Origin of the sequence: Pseudoalteromonas sp. HL-AS1, assembly GCF_031198785.1 — a bacterium.
In the GTDB taxonomy this organism is placed as follows: Bacteria; Pseudomonadota; Gammaproteobacteria; order Enterobacterales; family Alteromonadaceae; genus Pseudoalteromonas; species Pseudoalteromonas distincta.
On record NZ_CP133569.1, the window covers coordinates 1,797,799 to 1,815,096 of the forward strand.

A 17,298-nucleotide genomic window follows, 5' to 3' on the forward strand; every position below is an offset into this window, starting at 1 on the left:
TACATTAAGACGGTTGGTATAGCGGCCTATCTTTTTAAAATACGTGCTATTTGGTTTATTAATATGCCTTGTTTTACAGGTTTTAATAGCATGTCATCAAAGCCCTGGTTTACATATTTAGATTCTGGATCGGGTGTCGATGTATGTGCAATTATTTTAGTTTTAGAATTATCACTGTGTTTTTTAATTTTTAACATAGCATCAGTTCCTGATAATTCTGGCATTACTATGTCCATTAAAATAATGTCGTAACTGTTTTGAGATACCATTAACATTGCTTCTATAGCACTGCGCGCGTAATCTATTTTAATGCTCTCATTTTTTAGCATTGCCCTAATAACAATTTCAACCAGTGGATCGTCATCAACCAGTAATAGCGTGTTTTGTTCTTCATTAGTTAATGGATTAATATTTACTAAATCGGTAGTTATTAATGGACTGTTTAATACTTCTTGTTCATCATCTTTGTTTTGTTTACTCGCTAGGTTTACCAACATAGAAAGTGATATCGTCGTTTTATTTGCATTACTGCTAATAATTATCGCTTTCCCACCAAGCATTTTAAATATCGAGATAAAAAACTTTAACTCTAATAATAAGTCTTTATCATCTATAAAGCGTGTTATATTATCACCCGAAATGCTTTTAAGTTCAGTTATAAAATGGTTAGTGTTGATTAAATTACTTAATGAAAAGTCGAGGTTTAAGTAATTACGAGTACTTTATTTTTTAATCTGAGCGTCAATTGAAAGCGTTATATTATTTGATGAATCCAAAACCTCAGTAACTAACTGAATAACCAGTTGAGAAATTAACTTTTCATCGCTTGCTACCGTTAACTCTGATGTAATATTATTTTTCAAAACTATTTTATTATTTTCAGCCTCTTTCGTTAAAATTGACATGTTATTATTGATCAGTTTCTTTAGATTTACGTTTTTGGCTTGAAGCTTTAACTTACCTATCTCTGATTTATTTATATTTACGAGCTGTTGAATCACACTTTCAAGCTGGTCGCACACATCAGAAATATTCCCTACATTGTTTTTAAATTCGTTAAAGCTTATAGGATCTTTTGATATTTCAATTAATGACTTTAAAGATGATAAAGGCGTTTTTAATTGACGACTAAGCCTTGAAACAAATTTTTCTTTTAATTGATTTGTCTGTTTAGATTTTTCGAGAACATCAGCGATGTAAACATTCTTTTTGATGTGCCTCTGTATCATCTCTAAAGTAGCAAACAAAACCATTAAAATCTGTATGTCTTTGTAATACAGTTATCCACTTCCCGTCTGTAAAACCTATATCTATTAATTGGTTACGATCATCATCAAGCTTATGATGCTCATGGTAATGATTTATAATATTATGCTGTTGCGCAATACTTATCAGCTGGCTATACGATAGCTGACTGTTTTGTTTATTCACCTGTGGAAATAAAAGATTAAATGCATTGTTAGTAATCACAGGAAATTCGTGGCTATTAAAAATAGCAAACCCATGTGGCAATGCATCAAGAGAACTTGAAAATAGCTCTTCCCTATTAAGTATTAACTGATTTTTTTGTTTTATTTCATTGTGTAAACGCCTAGGCAAACGTAAAAAATAGTACACGAATGCGAATACACAAAAGGCGATCAGTCCTAATCTAATTAGGATATATTTAGTTATTTATGGACGTACTATTTTATTCATTGGTTGCACATGTAAACGCCAAGTAGGTGGAAAACGACTGCTCAAAGCGCTAATACTATTTTTAATTATACTGGGGTTTACTTCTCCTTGTTTTCCTAAAGTAAACTGTGGTGTTGCTATAAAAACGTTATAATTTTCAGTGTTTAATTTGCCAATAACGGCTTTTAAAAACTTACTTAAATCAAATGCTGTAAGTGTATAAATAGAGCCTTGTTTAATATTTATTTCAGAAATTAAGAAGGCCGTATCTGCAACAGTAAATACTTCTACTGCTTGTTTATTCGCTCTATTATTGAATTTTTCTAACCAGTTTTTAAATCCATACGCGGCTAAATCAAAATTATTTTTTGACCAAAGTGCAAGTTGGTTATACTCAGAATCAAACACAACATACCCTTTATAAGTTAAGCTTTGTGAAACCTGACTCTGTACTAAATCATTAAGCTGCTCTTTTGTATAGCTATTTTGGCTTTGTAAAAAGCCTGCGATAACTAAATCTTTTTGCGATATATATAATCCTTGATTATCAAATCGCTCTAGAGCATTAAATAACGTTTTACGTAATTGCTGAGTTTGTTCATTGTAATTACTTTGCAGCTCCTTTTTTTCTATAGTATAAAGCAGTAATGCAGTGAATGAGCATAATACTAATGCAATTAAGAATGCCACGGGCGCTAAACTAAATACATGAATATACTTTTCCCCATAATTTTTTTCACAGGATTAGTACTTTGATTACTTACTGAATCTGAATTTTTATTTAACTGTGTCTGCAATAATTGAGCAAATGAAATAAACTGATTTTTTTGTGAACCTATTAATGTTTTAGGTGCTAAATCAGCCATCAGCACTACGCCAATGAATTTATTAGTGACACTATAAATTGGATATTGTGCATAAAAACGAATTAATTTGTGCGTGTTGTTTGATACATCATCAAAAAAGGTATCTTCAAATAAATATAGTTTTTCTTGTGTGCAGCGTAGTTGATAGCTTAATAACTCATTTTCGACACTTTCTTTATCGTTGCAGGTTATTAACTGCTCTGAATAAACCTCTCTAAAATCGATAAATTTAACAATTGGAACATCATAAAACTGTTTTAGTAGCGTTAGCGTTTCTTTAATTTCTGTTGATATTTCATCAGTTGGTGTATCTGCTAAATTAGCATGTGAGGTAAATATATTTGAGGCGTTCATTGACGTTCTCCTTCCCCTTTTGGGGGAGTATGTATCCACGTTGTACTGTTTTGGCCGCTATGTACTGGCAGTAAAACTTTAAATGGTGGCGTTAAACTACTAAGAGCAGGTTCGCCTGTGGTGATATTAATTACTTGTTCTGCATTAACTAAATTAAGTGATGTTTTGCAATATGTAATACCTGGCTCAATCCCTATTAAGCTCAGTGTTTCACTAATGATAAGGTTATTTACTAAATCGATACCGACCAGCTCAAATGTGGTTTGCAAAATAGTGAAATGTTTCCGAGCTTTTATCGTCGTACCACACCATCATAGATGTACGGCCCAACTTTTTAGCTAAAATTAGTAGCTCGCGACCATTAACCACGTTCACATCAAGCGTTGTTTCGTGGCCAAGTGCAATACGAGAAATATCACGGGTAAACACAAAGCGAGTATGCGTCCATTTAACTAAGTGCGATACTTTTTGTACCCGCTCACCATTTGCATTTTCTATATAATCTAAATGACTTTCACTGCCCATAGCGGTAAAAGATATTAGTAATAGTATAAAAATAAATTTTAACATAAGCCTTTCCCTCAATTTGCTTACTGTATAGGTAGCAAGTATGAGACCAAGGTTTTTTGTATTTATAATCAGTGGATTAAGATGTATAAACGTGTTTTTTATTATTTTGATTCGCAAATTGCAAATCAACAATTCATGAAGAGGTTAACAAAGAAATAAGAGCAGAGGTGTGTGGCGCAAAGCGAGTGAAAATACGCTTTACGCTAGTTTTAATTAATGCAAAGCGGCTGTAAACGGGATGCTTTCACAGATTTTAGCTTCAGCTATAAGCAGCTCTTCTAGGCGAACATCAACTTCTTCTTTTTCAAAGTATTCGTAAGCTAGTTCTACAAATAGGTTTTTATGTTTTTCTTCTGACTTAGCAATAGCAACATAAAAATCTTTTTCTTTACCCTCAGGAAGTGCTTGTGCAACTAAAGAAAAACGCTCGTGGCCACGTGCTTCAATTACACCGCCAACCAGTAATCGGTCCATTAAAAAACCATCACGACCATGTCTAAACAGTGCACGTATTTGTTTTATGTACGGATCTTTTTTGTCGTCACCTAAGTTTACATCGCGCTCTAAAAGTAACTTAAGCACTTGTTTAAAGTGTATTAATTCTTCTAATGCTAAGTCGGTCATGGCTTTTACTAATTTACGTTTGTCTGGGTAATGTGAAAGCATAGACATAGCCATACCCGATGCTTTTTTTTCTGCAGCGGCATGATCTTGTAAAAAAGTATTAAAGTCAGCAAGGACAACTTCGGTCCATTCAAATGGGGTGTGGTATTTTAATTCAAACATGTTCTGTACAACTCAAATAATAATGCGGGGATTTTAACGTATTTGTTTTAAAAAATCTTGTAAGGCAGCAATTTATCTATGCGCCCTTTAGCGGTGGATTCAACTTTTAGCGGGTGTTTGATATCGTTCCATGCGGTGACTTTACCGCCCATATTCATTTTTTCAAAATCAGCTTTGTCACTTTTTAATGCTAAAAAATCGCATAGTTTTTTGTAGCTATCGGGCTTTGCTATATCAATGGATAAAAAATCGTTGTCACGATTCTTAAAGTACGTGTGAGCATCGTTAAAATGTGTTTCGTAGCAGTGAGCTAAGTAACTATCGTCGCTAATATTATTAAGCGAAAGCTCACTAAACGTATTTAAATAACAGCGCTTTATATGAATATTAAAGCCCCCGTCTGCACGGGTTAAATTAGTGTGCATACGCGTTAAAAGCTGTTTTATTGATACAAGCCATGCACCAAGTTCGCGCTCTAAATAAATAAACTTAGAGTCAGGATAATGAATATCAAGCGCTTTAAAATCGTTAAATATGGGAGTGTCAGCAATTGCGCTGGCATTTTCAAAACAGGCATTAGTATACGCGGTATGCGCTGTTGTAATGCCAAGTTCTAAAAATGCATGGCACACACTAGTTGTGCCGGTACGTGGTAAACCTATTATAAATATTTTGCTCATTAACTTTTCTATAATTAGCCGCGTGTTACTAGTAATACAAAGGCGCTGATAATCATGACTAAAAATGTAGTAATAGTACCAATTTGGCGATATTTAAGGCTTTTTTCTACTATGCCTAAATTTTGAAACACACGCCCTACTAATAACGCACCACCTAATATATGGCAGTAATGGCTAGCAAGCCCTTGGTACTCTGCTAAAAAAAGCAAAATTAAAGCAAATGGCACGTATTCCATAAAATTTGCGTGGGCACGCACAGCACGTTGTAGCGTTGCATTACCGTTATCACCAAGCGATATTTGCTCCGCACGGCGCACTTTTATTACGTTAAAGCTTAAATAAATGTAAAAGAATGCGAGTAATGCAGCATAAGTTGAAATGATCACGGCGTTTTCCTGTTATTTTTATCGCATAAATATGCGCTCTATTATTGTGGGCGTGATAATAACACATAAATTTGAGCAGCATTATCAGAAGTTTAATAATTGCCTATGCTAAGCTAGAGGTATTAAGTTAGTAGAAAATACATAAGGATTTTATGTTTGTACCTCGTAAAGTAGCCGACAGTTACCGTGAAATGATTAACAGTATTGGCTTTTACCCTTCGATGCTTTCAGTGGGCTTTTTGTTATTTGCCATTATTACAATGTCGGTTGAATATTTAGCCCCTGTTGAGCAGCTAAAATCGTTTATATCGGTTGTACTTGTAGATAGCGCCGAAAACGCGCGGACTATTCTAAGCACTTTAGCGGGGAGTATTATTTCGCTTACCGTGTTTAGTTTTTCGATGGTAATGGTGGTTTTAAATTCAGCCAGCGCGAGTTTATCGCCCCGCGTAGTGCCAGGGCTTATTACGCGCAAATCACACCAAATGGTTTTGGGGTTTTATTTAGGCAGCATAATTTACTCTATTATTATGCTTATAAATATTAATAAGCTTGATGGTGGCAGTACGGCAATTCCTTCAATAGGTGTGTTGTTTGCACTTGTTTTTGGATTGATTTCATTAGGTTTGTTTGTATTTTTTATACACTCAATCTCACGTGCTATTCAAGTTGATAACGTGTTAAATGGCTTGTTTAGCCAAACTAAAAACGAAATTAAAACAATAATACAAAGACAACAAGAGGACCCAGTTGAGGACTTTCCAGACTTTAGCAAATGGCATTCGGTTAGCAGTAAAACAGAAGGATATTATAAAGGCGTACATACCGATAAGCTGTGTGCCATTTTGGCTGAGCAAGATATAAAGGTGTATATATCTGTAAACCAAGGCTATTTTACAGTTAAAGGTTACCCGTTTTTAAAATGTAATAAAGAGATAGCAAACGATGAAGAGCTGATTAATAAAATTCTCGACTGCTTTATTTTTTATATAGAAGAGTACATTAGCGATCATTACCGTTATGGATTAACGCAAATATCAGAAATTGCAGTTAAGGCAATGAGTCCAGGTATCAACGATCCCGGTACTGCGGTTAAATCAATTGATATGCTGAGTATTTTACTTATTCAACGACTTTCAATTAACGATATTAACTACTCGTTTAAGCACAGTGATAATGCCCCATTGTTGTACCTTCATGAAACAAGCTTTGATGAGTTATTACATGACAACTTTACACCGCTGCGTAATTACGCCAAAGGCGATGCATACGTAATGACAAACGTGCTTGAGGCATTCAAAAATATTTTGTTTGTAGCCCATAAAGATACCGATGCACGAAACAGTTTATTTAATTATTTAAATGCGATTGTTGATGACATAAATGAGCATGTAACTAATGAATACGACAGACGCGAAGTGACTAATATGCTCAACTCTATAGCGCGTATCAGCCAAGAGCAAGGTGAGAAGTTGGTGGCACGTTTTGAGCACCACTAGGGCGTGTTGAATTATTTGGATTGAAATTTGTTCAATCTAGGGGCGATTAAATCGCGGCGCGAGGTTTGTAACCTAGTGGGCTAAGTAAAAACCGAGCAACATAGAGTTAATCGTCCCTAGGAAGAACCTATATTTTAATCTATGTAGTACACAGCATAGCTTGACGCTGTTACTTTAATCTCTCCAGCATGGTAGGCATCAGGTACATAGTTACTTGGTGCGCTATCAGCCATCATTACTTTTTCTGCGCGCATATAAGGCTGCGACTGCACATTGAGTGGACTCAGTGATGCGCTGTACAATCCTTTTAAATCAACGTCATAATCTTCACTAAACTCTTTTGCTGCGTCACGTGCGTCTTTAATTGCTAACTTTTGTGCTTTTTTATGCAGCTCGTTATAGTTGCTTGCGAAAAATTGAGTTTGATTAATTTCGTTAATACCGTTGTTAACTAAGCTTTGTAGTAACTCTGGGTATTTATTTATATCGCTGAGTTTTACTGTTAACGTACGAGAAACCTTAAAGCCTTTAAATTCTTGATTACCGGTAGTGCGGTTGTATTGGCTATCACGGTTTATTGAAATTTGCCCTGCGTTTATATCTCCCTCTTTAACACCAATCTCTTTTACGAGCTTAATTGCCTTGGCGATAGTTAAGTCGGTTTTATTTTTAGCAGCAATTAAGTCTTTATCAACTTCGGTAATACCTACACTTAGCTGTACGTAATCTGGCATTGTAGTAAGAGTCGCTTCGCCCTTAACATAAATATGAGGAGCATCGGGAGTCGCTGCCGCAAGTGCATCAAAGCTAAGTACGTTTAAAGCCAGTGCACTACCTAAAACAAAAGTCAGTGTTTTCATTAAGTCGATCCTTTAATTATGTAAAAGCAAGTAAACACCGTACGTGGTTAATTAAATATGAACAAGCACAAAAAAACAGGCAATTGCCTGTTTTTTGTTAAGCGTTGTAACTAATGCTATTACACCATTTACTTAAAATTACGTATAAACGTTACTAAATACTACTGCGTTTATAGTTACGGTATTTTGGTAACCAGTAATTTTTGTCGATTGCTGCCCATAATGCATCATCAGTAATCTCAAGAGCAACGCCCTCTTCGATTGCTTTTTTAGCGATGGCAAATGCAATACGTTTACTTAGCGTTTCAATTTCAGTCAAGGCTGGTAATAAACTACCTTTACCTGTGTTTGCACGCGGCGACGACTCTGCAAGCATTTCGCTAGACACACTTAACATAGCATCAGTAATGCGTGTCGCTTTAGCGGCAATAACACCTAAACCAATACCCGGGAAAATATAACTGTTGTTACATTGTGGGATTGGGAACGTCTCGCCATTGTACTCAACAGGATCAAATGGGCTACCTGTGGCAACAAGTGCTTTACCGTCAGTCCACTTAATCACATCAGCAGGATGCGCTTCTACTTGCTTAGATGGATTACTTAATGGGAAAATAATTGGCTGTTCACAACCGGCATGCATAGCGCGTATTACTTGTTCTGTAAATAAGCCAGGTTGACCAGAAACACCAATTAGAATATCAGGTTCAGCACAGTGCATAACATCAAGAAGTGATGCGTATTCGCCACTGTAAGTCCAATCACTTAAAGAGCCTTTAGGTTGTGCAAGTGCTTGTTGGAAATCGCGTAAGCCTTCCATACCCTCACTAAGCAAACCAAAACGGTCAACCATAAATACTTGGCTACGCGCTTGAGCTTCTGAAATACCTTCAAAAACCATTTGGCTAATAATTTGCTCAGCAATACCACAACCAGCAGAGCCTGCACCCACAAAAACTACTTTTTGCTGGCTTAGGGTTGAATTTTTAACACGACACGCAGCAAGTAAAGAACCGACCGTTACAGCCGCAGTACCTTGAATGTCATCGTTAAAGCTACAAATTTCATTGCGGTAGCGCTTAAGTAATGGCATTGCATTTGGCTGTGCAAAATCTTCAAACTGAAGTAACACATTTGGCCAGCGACGTTTAACCGCTTTAATGAATAAATCTAAAAACTCATCGTATTCGTCTTGAGCAATACGCTTATGGCGTGCACCCATGTACATAGGATCGTTTAAAAGCTTTTCGTTATTAGTACCCACATCAAGCATTACAGGCAATGTGTATGCTGGGCTTATACCACCACACGCTGTGTAAAGTGACAATTTACCAATTGGAATACCCATGCCACCAATACCCTGATCGCCTAGGCCTAAAATACGCTCGCCATCGGTTACAACAATAACTTTTACTTTACCTTTGGTAGCGTTGCGTAAAATGTCGTCAATTTGGTAGCGATCTTCATACGAAATAAATAAGCCACGTGCGCTGCGATAAATGTCTGAGAATTTTTCACAAGCATCGCCCACTGTCGGTGTATAAATGATTGGCATCATTTCTTCAAGGTGGTCACGCACTAAACGGTAGTAAAGTGTTTCGTTGTTATCTTGAATCGCACGTAAGTAAATATGCTTATTAAGGTTGTCGGTAAAGCTAGAATACTGCTGATAACAACGCTCAACTTGCTCTTCTATTGTTTCAAAGCGAGGAGGAAGTAAACCAGCAAGATTGAAATTTTCGCGTTCTTTTTTACTAAAGGCGCTGCCTTTATTTAATAGCGGTGTTTCAATTAGGCCAGGGCCAGAATGATGAATATATAAGTAGTTAGGATCAGTATTAGTTGTCATATTTCCAGGCTTTAACGGAGTCTTAAGTTATGATCTGTCATTATCAGTGTTAGAGGTTTAATTGCAACGACAATTAAGCTAGTCAGACCATTGAGAGAAAATACATGCGGACTTCACTGCCCGCATGTATATTATACATAATTTAAAATTTGATAGTGGCGTTATTATCAGTTAAATCAGATAACGCAACACCTTCACGGCGCGGATCAGCGCCACCATATAAGGTATTATTTTTAACTTCAACTGCGTGTAAGCCTGAGTTTAAATCAATAATACGTACATTGTGGCCGCGTTTGGTAAGTGCAGGCGCAATGGCTTCTATGGTTGTGCCTTTTTCAAGGCTGGTGTAATCGTTACGATTTGTTGTACGCGGTAAGTTAATGGCGTCTTGCGCTGATAAATTCCAGTCAATAACACCCACAACAACTTGTGCAACGTAATCGATGATACGGCTACCACCAGGTGAGCCTACGATTAAGCGTAAGCTACCATCTTTATTAAATACCATTACCGGTGACATAGAGCTACGCGGGCGTTTACCAGCCTCTACACGGTTTGCTACAAGCTTGCCGTTTTTACGTGGCGATAACGAAAAGTCAGTTAGTTGGTTATTTAAAATAAAGCCATTAACCATAACCGTAGAGCCAAACGCCATTTCAATTGAACTGGTCATCGAAACTGCATTGCCTTTACTATCTACAACAGATACGTGTGAGGTAGAAGGTAATTCGTATGAATCATCCATTGCATAACTTAAGTACCCTACAGGATTACCAGCTATGGCTTTTTGATCTGTTTCTGTAATTAATTTAGCGCGCGAGGCAATGTAATCTTTGTTTAGGAGCTCTTTTGTAGGTACTTGGGTGAAATCGGGATCGCCCATGTACATATCGCGATCGGCAAATGCTATGCGCGAAGCTTGGCTAAAGTAATGAATCGCCTTTTCGCCGTTTGGCTTAAGTGCGCTCATATCTTTATGTTCAAGTAAGCCTAGCATTTGCAGTACCGCAACACCGCCACTGCTTGGTGGCGCCATTGAACACACATTATAGGCACGGTATTGTATACATACCGCATCGCGTTCTTTGCTTTTGTAATCTGCTAAGTCTTGTACGCTTAATTTGCCTGGGGCAATTTTAGAGCGCTGTACAGCATTAACCATTTGTTTTGCATTTTCGCCTTTGTAAAATGCATCAATGCCCTGCTTTGCAATGTCTTTGTACAAATCAGCAAGTGGTTGATTCTTTTTAACACTACCCACTTCAATTAATTTATCATTTGGGTAAAAGTATTCGTTAATAATCGGCATACTCAATACGCCTGGGTTTAACTGTCGGGCTAATAAGCCGTGTAAACGCGGCGAAACTACAAAGCCTTGCTCTGCAAGTTCAATAGCAGGTTTAAAAAGCGCTTCCCACGGTAATGTACCGTATTGTTTATGTGCACTTGCAAAGGCATGTAAAATACCGGGTACACCAACAGAGCGTCCACCTACTACGGCTTCAATCCATTTAACGGCTTTACCGTGTTTATCTAAAAACAGCGTTTCGTCTGCATTTGCAGGTGCGGTTTCGCGGCCATCAAAACTAGTTAATTTATTGTTAGCCTTGTTGTAATACATCATAAATGTACCACCGCCAATACCTGAGGATTGCGGCTCAACTAAAGTAAGCACTAGTTGAGTAGCAATCGCAGCATCTACGGCACTGCCGCCTTGGGCTAAAATTTGTTGACCGGCTTTTGAGGCATATGGATTTGCCGCAGCTACCATGTATTTATCACCTTGCACTACTTTTTTATGGATTAATCCTGTAGCAGCTTCAGGTTCGCGAGTTTCAATTTGAGTTGTTTGCTGTGCAAATGAAGGCAGTGATACTGCGCACAGTCCAATGGCAAATAATGAGTTAAGTTTAAAATGCATAAAAATACTAAAAACACTTAATTACGTAGTTGTATTTGGCATCTTAAAGTTAAACGGGCACAATATGCAAAAATTTTGACTAAAAAAATATAATAAAATGCTTAATTTACCTATTCAACCTCGTTATATATTACCGCCTATTATTTTGCTGCTTTTTAGTACCATTTTTGCTGCATTTGATTTAAATAGTTTACTTGAATTTAACCGAAGCCTAATTGATGATGGCGAACTGTGGCGAATTTTTTCTAGCCAATTTGTTCATGCTAATTGGGCTCATTTGGGATTAAATGCCAGTGGTGTTTTACTAATATGGTTACTACATGGCGAATACACACCCCCTACTCGCTACGCTTTTAATACAAGTGCGCTAGCACTGTGGTGTGGACTCGGTGTTTACTGGTTTTGCCCAAACATACATATTTACACCGGATTAAGTGCTCTACTGCATGGTGTAATTATTTGGGGCGCAGTTAAAGATATAACCGTAGGGCTAAAGTCAGGTTATTTATTATTTATAGGCGTATGGATTAAAATAGCGTTTGAGCAATTTAGCGGCCCTAATGCTGATATAGGAAAGCTTATTAACTCCACTGTGGCTATTGATGCACATTTAATTGGTGTAATTGGCGGGACTCTGCTTGCCATACCACTGGTTATAGAGCTCTTTAAAAAGAAAAAATAAAGTTAGATTTTGTTCAATCCAATAAAAACGCCGCATTAGTTAACTAAACCAATGCGGCGTTTTTGTTTTTATAATTAAAGATTAAAGCGTTTCTTTAAATAACTTATAAATACGGCGGTATTCGTCTAACCAGCTTGAAGGCTGTACAAAGCCATGCGGTTCAACAGGGAATATAGCTGTTTCAAAGTTTTGTTTTTCAAGCTCTATTAAGCGCTGTACTAAACGCACTGAGTCTTGAAAAAACACGTTATCGTCAACCATGGGTGCGTTAATTAATAAACGTTTGTTTAAACCCTCAGCGTAATAAATTGGCGAGCTGCGCTCATATGCAATCGGGTCAACATCAGGATGGTTTAATATATTAGCAGTGTACCCCGTGTTGTAATGTGCCCAGTCGGTAACAGGTCGTAGTGCCGCACCCGATTGAAACAACTCAGGCGCGGTAAACAATGCCATAAAGGTCATAAAGCCGCCGTATGAGCCGCCATAAGTGCCGACTGCTTTGGTATCAACGTTGGCATTTTGCGCCATCCATTTAACGCCATCGGCTAAATCTTGTGTTTCAGGTGTGCCCATTTGACGATAAATCGCGGTGCGCCAATCACGGCCGTAACCTTTAGATGCGCGGTAATCCATATCCATTACTATGTAACCTTCATCAGCGAGCAATGAATGAAACATAAATTCACGAAAATAAACCGAAAATCCCATATGCGAGTTTTGTAAGTAACCCGCGCCGTGGTTAAAAATAACTGCTTTGCGATTTTTACCTACTTCACCTTCTACGTAGTCAGCTGGGTAGTACACTTTTGCGTATATTGGTTGTTCGGTATGGCTCGATGGCACAGCAACAATTTTAGGTGCAGTTAGCTTTTTAGCTAAAAACTCATCCGACACTGTATGAGTTAAGCGCGTTGCTTTTGCATTGGCTTGTGCGTCAGCTACATAAAGCTCATTAGGCATCGTAATTGTAGAGTGCTTAAGGAGTAACTTGGTTTCATCTGGGCTTAACGTGTAATCGGTCATGCCGTTTAAGTCAGTAACTTGCTCACTCTTACCAGTTTGCGGGTTAACACGGTAAATTTCGTACAGACCTGGGTGTTCAACATTCGCTTTATAATAAATTGCGCTGTTGTCACTGGTAAGCGTTAAGTTAGAAACCTCAAATTGGCCTTGTGTTAGCGCGGTTGCACTACCATTAACTGGTTTTTTATAAAGCTGACTGTAACCCGACTCTTCCGATAGGTAATAAAGCGTGTTCGAGTTATGTAACCACCCAAAGTCGTTAAACGCATAAGCAATCCATGCGTCGTCATGCAGGCGATGTTGCGACACAAGTTTGTTGTTTTCAAAATCAACAGTAGCAAGCCAGCGGTCTTTGTTGTCCCATGCTTCGAGCATGATAGCCACTTGCGAGCCGTCATCGTTCCATACTATTGGGCTTTGCTCAAAACCCCAGTCCATAATAAGGTTAATGCCACGAGGCGCCCTTTTAGACTTATATGTTTTACCTTTCCGTGCATAGTTTTCTTTTTTAACTGCGGCTAAAACATCTTCGTCAAAGCCCGGTAAGGTATTAAAGCTAAGTGAAGTTTGTTCTTTGTTAGTTAAATTGATGTACACAAGCTTTGAGGTTTCTTCTTTAGCGTCAGCTACACGGCGGCGTGCTTTTTTAGGCTCAATGGTTGCATCATTTGTAATGTAGTTAGGCATAATATCGCCATCACCACGCCAATCTGTTTGCTTTTGTACAACGACTAATAACGCATCACCATTTGGCGAAAGCTGAGCCTCTGCAACTTTATTACCGTCACCTAAGTAGTAAGCCGTATTAGCAATTGAATCGTTTTGTTCATTAATTTGCTCATTACGTGCTTGCTGATCTTTTTTATTTTTTTGTTGAAGCGCCACAAACTTAATCAGTTTATGCTGCTCTTTAGCAATATACGTGCTTGGCTCTTCAATCCCTTTTGGCTCATCAGCAAGTTTTAAGTTAGCAAGCTCAGTGGTTAAGCCTGTTTTTAAATCAACTTTAAAAAAAACATTGCCTTGGCGGTAAACTAAATCGCCATTATTTAAAAATTGTGGTTTAGACTCGTTTGCTGATGTCGCTGTAATTTGCTTAAGTTCACCGGTTTTTAGGTTTTTAACAAACACATTGCCTTTAAACGTGTAAGCCGCCATTGTTTTATTTTTAGAATAAACGGCTTTATTAGAACCCACAGTATGAAGTTTATTAAGAGCTACCTGCTCTGCTGTTTGGCTAGTAACAGATTGGCTAAATAAATTGCGTAGTGTATTACCTTGCTCTTTTTGAGCATAAATAATAGTAGCCGAATCGCTAGCCCAGTAAGCGTTCTCTGGCTGATTGCCCATCCAATCAGGATCGGCCATTGCTTGTTCTAGCGTTATTTTTTGTGAGCCGATATCTGCTGGCGTGTTCACAACCGCAGCAACCTTACTTGCTGGTAAAGCACTTTGCTGTGTTGAAGAGGTGTTAGCGGTAGCGCTACAACCTGCAAGCATAACACTTGAGGCAACAGCTAAGGCCACTAACGTTTTAGATGAAGAAAAATTAAAAATCATAGTGCTTCTATACGGTTATTATAATTAAGCCGTATTTAAGCAGAAGCACTTAAGTTATTGCAATTTTTTAAGATAAATAGCCATTAAACAGGGTAAAGCTCAGTTTACTAGCGCTTCTCTTGTTAATAGGCGTTATTCAATTACCAAATCAAGCCAAACCAGTCGGTGATCGCTCGATGCGTTTCTATCTTTAATTAAACGATATTCACTACTCGCTTTAGTAGGCCAAAACACACCACCACCCTTAATTTTTAAACCATAGTTTGACGGTAAAACGTAATCAACACGGGCTTGCCAATTAGCACTGTAATTTTGTGCATAAGGTACATCGTATTGCTCTTTAGCACCTTCACTTTTTGGAACAAATTGAGCGTTAATAAGTGGGTTTTTAAGTAATTGCTCGGTGGTATTTGTACGGGCTTTGTCCCCCTCAGGGGCTGCATTTAAATCGCCTAAAATAACAAAACGAGAGTGAGTTTTTAAACCGCCCTTTTCGCCTTTATCGTCGTAAATATACTTAGCATTTGAAACGTAATCGGCAATTAACCTTACTTCATCGTGGTTACGCTTGCCGTTTCTATCCTCTTCACCGTCGAATACAGGCGGTGTTGGGTGAGATGCAATAACATGAATTGTTTTATCATTTACGCTAATAGGTAAATCCCAAAACGATTTAGAACTGAGTCTAAGTGCTTGCCATTCTTGTGCGTTATACCAGTTTTCACCTGTTTTAGGCATCACAGGCATTTGTGCATTTGGCATGTCTTTATATTTAAAGGTTTGAAGGGTTCTTACTTTATCAAAATTAATTGGGTATTTTGACAAAATAGCCATACCATAATGCCCTTCAAAAAAGCCAAAGCCTTGTGCATCGCCCATCACGCCATTTTTTTTGCCATCGTTATCTAAATCAAACTCGGTAGCTAGGCCTGTATTTACTGGTGCAATATAAGAGTAAGGGTAGTTAATAGCGGCTTGTCTTTGCTGACCTACATTTAAATAATGCTGATTAAAGTATTCAATACCCTGCTCTTTTGGGATGTAATCAAATTCGTTAAGTAAAATAATATCAGGGCGAACACGCTGAATAATTTCCGCTATGTTCTTAATTTGCTGGTGGTTAGCTTTAAGTGCATTAACTAAAGCATCACTTTTAACTTGCTCACCTTTGGGCGTGTGATTAGTTGCATCCATACTTACATTAAAAGTTGCAACACGAAGAGAGTCTGATGCAAATGCACTGTGACTAAAAAAAGTACTAAAAGAAGCGGCAACAAGTAGTGCGCTATAAATTGCTTTGAGTTTCATTAAATTATTTCACTGTAAAATTTTAGACTCAATCATTATTTCACAAACTGGGTATCCACGCGTCTTTTTTAGACATAAAAAAGCCGAGCAAGCTCGGCATTTAATAAAACGAGTATTTAGCCATTTAATGAAGGATTAAATTAGCTGCCGCTTTTAAAATACCTGGGTAGTCTTGCTCAGGTAAATATTCAGTAAGCTCACCTAATTTATCTGCTAGGTCGTTCATGCTAGTGGCCGATACGTTTATATGGCCCATTTTACGACCTGGTTTTGCAGTTTTACCGTACCAATGGCTAGTCACATCTGCGTATTTTAGTACATCAGATGGAATACTAGGTTGCCCTAGTACGTTTATCATCGCGGTAATGTGTTTAAGCTCAGTATTACCAAGCGGTAAGCCTGCAACAGCGCGCATGTGGTTTTCAAACTGTGAACAATGGCAACCTTGTTGCGTCCAGTGGCCTGAATTATGTACACGCGGTGCAATTTCGTTAACGAGTAACGTTCCTTGTACATCAAAAAACTCAATAGCTAACACGCCAACGTAGTTAAGCTCATTTGCTATTTTTGTAAATGCATCGTTTGCTTGCGCTTCAACGCTGCGATTATTCTTACCAGCAATAGAAAGCGTTAACACACCATTGGTGTGCTCGTTTTCTGTTAGCGGATAAATAGCAACATTACCGTGTTTATCGCGCGCACCAATAATAGAGACTTCACGATCAAACGGGATCATTTTTTCAGCAATAATTGTATGTGGCGCAAGCTCGGTGCCTGATGCAATAAAATCAGCCATTTGTGACCAAATTTCGTCTATTTGATCATCCGATTTTAAACGCCATTGGCCTTTTCCGTCGTAACCCGCTTGGCATGTTTTAATTACAAGAGGTTTACCTAGAGTTTTAACGGCAAGTTCTAAATGCGCTTTTTCAGTAATTAATTGGTACGGCGCACAAGTTACGTTTGTTTTATCAAGCAATGCCTTTTCAAGCGAGCGATCGCCACCGGTTTTAATAGCGGCTTTTCCTGGGTAAAACTTATTACTGTTACAGCAAAGGGTTAGTACGTCATCAGGAATGTGCTCAAACTCGGCAGTAATGGCATCAGCGTTTGATATTGCTTGCTCAAGCGACGTGTTATAAATGTCACCGGTTAGCGGGTGCATAATTTGTTTACTGCCTACATCGTACGCAACAACGTTTAAATTAAGCGGCGCGCCTGCAAGACTCATCATACGTGCAAGTTGCCCTGCACCTAATATTAAAATATTCATT

The 17,298-nt window shown here is 37.9% G+C and carries 18 protein-coding genes; 2 read left to right on the forward strand and 16 right to left on the reverse strand.

Annotated elements, in window-relative coordinates:
• Positions 1 to 26: 26 nt before the first annotated feature.
• The 10 genes from RB214_RS08410 to RB214_RS08455 all read right to left on the reverse strand — a co-directional run bounded on the left by RB214_RS08410 (position 27) and on the right by RB214_RS08455 (position 5,319).
• Entirely contained in the window at positions 27 to 560 is a 534-nt protein-coding gene (locus RB214_RS08410; RefSeq protein ID WP_309168864.1) for a response regulator, read from the reverse strand.
• A gap of 162 nt (positions 561 to 722) precedes the next feature.
• A complete protein-coding gene (locus tag RB214_RS08415) occupies positions 723 to 1,253 on the reverse strand; it encodes a histidine kinase dimerization/phospho-acceptor domain-containing protein (protein WP_309168866.1) in 531 nt (176 codons plus the stop codon).
• Positions 1,189 to 1,617 carry a hypothetical protein gene (locus RB214_RS08420; RefSeq protein ID WP_309168869.1) on the reverse strand — a complete coding sequence of 143 codons (429 nt, stop codon included), beginning with the start codon at positions 1,615 to 1,617 and terminating at the stop codon, positions 1,189 to 1,191. The genes RB214_RS08415 and RB214_RS08420 overlap by 65 nt, the downstream gene beginning before the upstream one ends.
• 57 nt (positions 1,618 to 1,674) lie before the next feature.
• Positions 1,675 to 2,367 (reverse strand): hypothetical protein, encoded by a 693-nt coding sequence (locus RB214_RS08425; protein WP_309168871.1) that lies wholly within the window; start codon positions 2,365 to 2,367, stop codon positions 1,675 to 1,677.
• A gap of 5 nt (positions 2,368 to 2,372) precedes the next feature.
• Positions 2,373 to 2,897 carry a hypothetical protein gene (locus RB214_RS08430; RefSeq protein ID WP_309168872.1) on the reverse strand — a complete coding sequence of 175 codons (525 nt, stop codon included), beginning with the start codon at positions 2,895 to 2,897 and terminating at the stop codon, positions 2,373 to 2,375.
• The gene (locus RB214_RS08435; protein WP_259365569.1) at positions 2,894 to 3,166 is read right to left on the reverse strand and encodes a hypothetical protein; all 273 of its coding nucleotides are present in this window, start codon (positions 3,164 to 3,166) and stop codon (positions 2,894 to 2,896) included. Before RB214_RS08435 ends, RB214_RS08430 begins: the two co-directional genes overlap by 4 nt.
• Positions 3,150 to 3,467 (reverse strand): pilus assembly protein N-terminal domain-containing protein, encoded by a 318-nt coding sequence (locus RB214_RS08440; protein WP_024596619.1) that lies wholly within the window; start codon positions 3,465 to 3,467, stop codon positions 3,150 to 3,152. Before RB214_RS08440 ends, RB214_RS08435 begins: the two co-directional genes overlap by 17 nt.
• Before the next feature lie 213 nt (positions 3,468 to 3,680).
• On the reverse strand, positions 3,681 to 4,253 hold the full coding sequence (locus RB214_RS08445) for a tRNA-(ms[2]io[6]A)-hydroxylase (RefSeq protein WP_007586685.1): 573 nt from the start codon (positions 4,251 to 4,253) through the stop codon (positions 3,681 to 3,683).
• A 47-nt stretch (positions 4,254 to 4,300) separates the two neighbouring features.
• On the reverse strand, positions 4,301 to 4,933 hold the full coding sequence (locus RB214_RS08450) for a sulfotransferase (protein WP_024596618.1): 633 nt from the start codon (positions 4,931 to 4,933) through the stop codon (positions 4,301 to 4,303).
• Positions 4,934 to 4,947: 14 nt separating this feature from the next.
• The gene (locus RB214_RS08455) at positions 4,948 to 5,319 is read right to left on the reverse strand and encodes an MAPEG family protein (RefSeq protein WP_002962524.1); all 372 of its coding nucleotides are present in this window, start codon (positions 5,317 to 5,319) and stop codon (positions 4,948 to 4,950) included.
• A gap of 152 nt (positions 5,320 to 5,471) precedes the next feature.
• On the opposite strand from RB214_RS08455, the gene RB214_RS08460 reads away from it, so the two are divergent.
• A complete protein-coding gene (locus RB214_RS08460) occupies positions 5,472 to 6,818 on the forward strand; it encodes a DUF2254 domain-containing protein (RefSeq protein ID WP_024596617.1) in 1,347 nt (448 codons plus the stop codon).
• Between the two features lie 134 nt (positions 6,819 to 6,952).
• Here the strand turns inward: RB214_RS08460 and RB214_RS08465 are convergent, their stop codons facing one another.
• From RB214_RS08465 to ggt, 3 genes are all read right to left on the reverse strand, one after another.
• Positions 6,953 to 7,678, reverse strand: coding sequence for an SIMPL domain-containing protein (locus RB214_RS08465; protein ID WP_309168876.1), 726 nt, complete (start codon positions 7,676 to 7,678; stop codon positions 6,953 to 6,955).
• Between the two features lie 154 nt (positions 7,679 to 7,832).
• Complete coding sequence (locus tag RB214_RS08470; protein WP_165743844.1) at positions 7,833 to 9,527, reverse strand: NAD-dependent malic enzyme; 1,695 nt, start codon at positions 9,525 to 9,527, stop codon at positions 7,833 to 7,835.
• Between the two features lie 142 nt (positions 9,528 to 9,669).
• Entirely contained in the window at positions 9,670 to 11,448 is a 1,779-nt protein-coding gene (gene ggt / locus RB214_RS08475) for a gamma-glutamyltransferase (RefSeq protein ID WP_309168879.1), read from the reverse strand.
• Positions 11,449 to 11,545: 97 nt separating this feature from the next.
• Here ggt and rrtA point away from each other — a divergent pair, with 97 nt between their 5' ends.
• Positions 11,546 to 12,130: a rhombosortase gene (rrtA, locus tag RB214_RS08480; protein ID WP_309168881.1), complete on the forward strand. Its 585-nt coding sequence runs from the start codon at positions 11,546 to 11,548 to the stop codon at positions 12,128 to 12,130.
• An 81-nt stretch (positions 12,131 to 12,211) separates the two neighbouring features.
• Here rrtA and RB214_RS08485 read toward each other — a convergent pair whose 3' ends face one another.
• The 3 genes from RB214_RS08485 to RB214_RS08495 form a co-directional block, all read right to left on the reverse strand.
• Positions 12,212 to 14,716 carry a prolyl oligopeptidase family serine peptidase gene (locus tag RB214_RS08485; RefSeq protein WP_309168883.1) on the reverse strand — a complete coding sequence of 835 codons (2,505 nt, stop codon included), beginning with the start codon at positions 14,714 to 14,716 and terminating at the stop codon, positions 12,212 to 12,214.
• Between the two features lie 132 nt (positions 14,717 to 14,848).
• Positions 14,849 to 16,024: an endonuclease/exonuclease/phosphatase family protein gene (locus RB214_RS08490; RefSeq protein WP_309168885.1), complete on the reverse strand. Its 1,176-nt coding sequence runs from the start codon at positions 16,022 to 16,024 to the stop codon at positions 14,849 to 14,851.
• A gap of 124 nt (positions 16,025 to 16,148) precedes the next feature.
• Positions 16,149 to 17,297 (reverse strand): 5-(carboxyamino)imidazole ribonucleotide synthase, encoded by a 1,149-nt coding sequence (locus RB214_RS08495; RefSeq protein ID WP_309168887.1) that lies wholly within the window; start codon positions 17,295 to 17,297, stop codon positions 16,149 to 16,151.
• Between the last annotated feature and the right edge of the window lies 1 nt (position 17,298).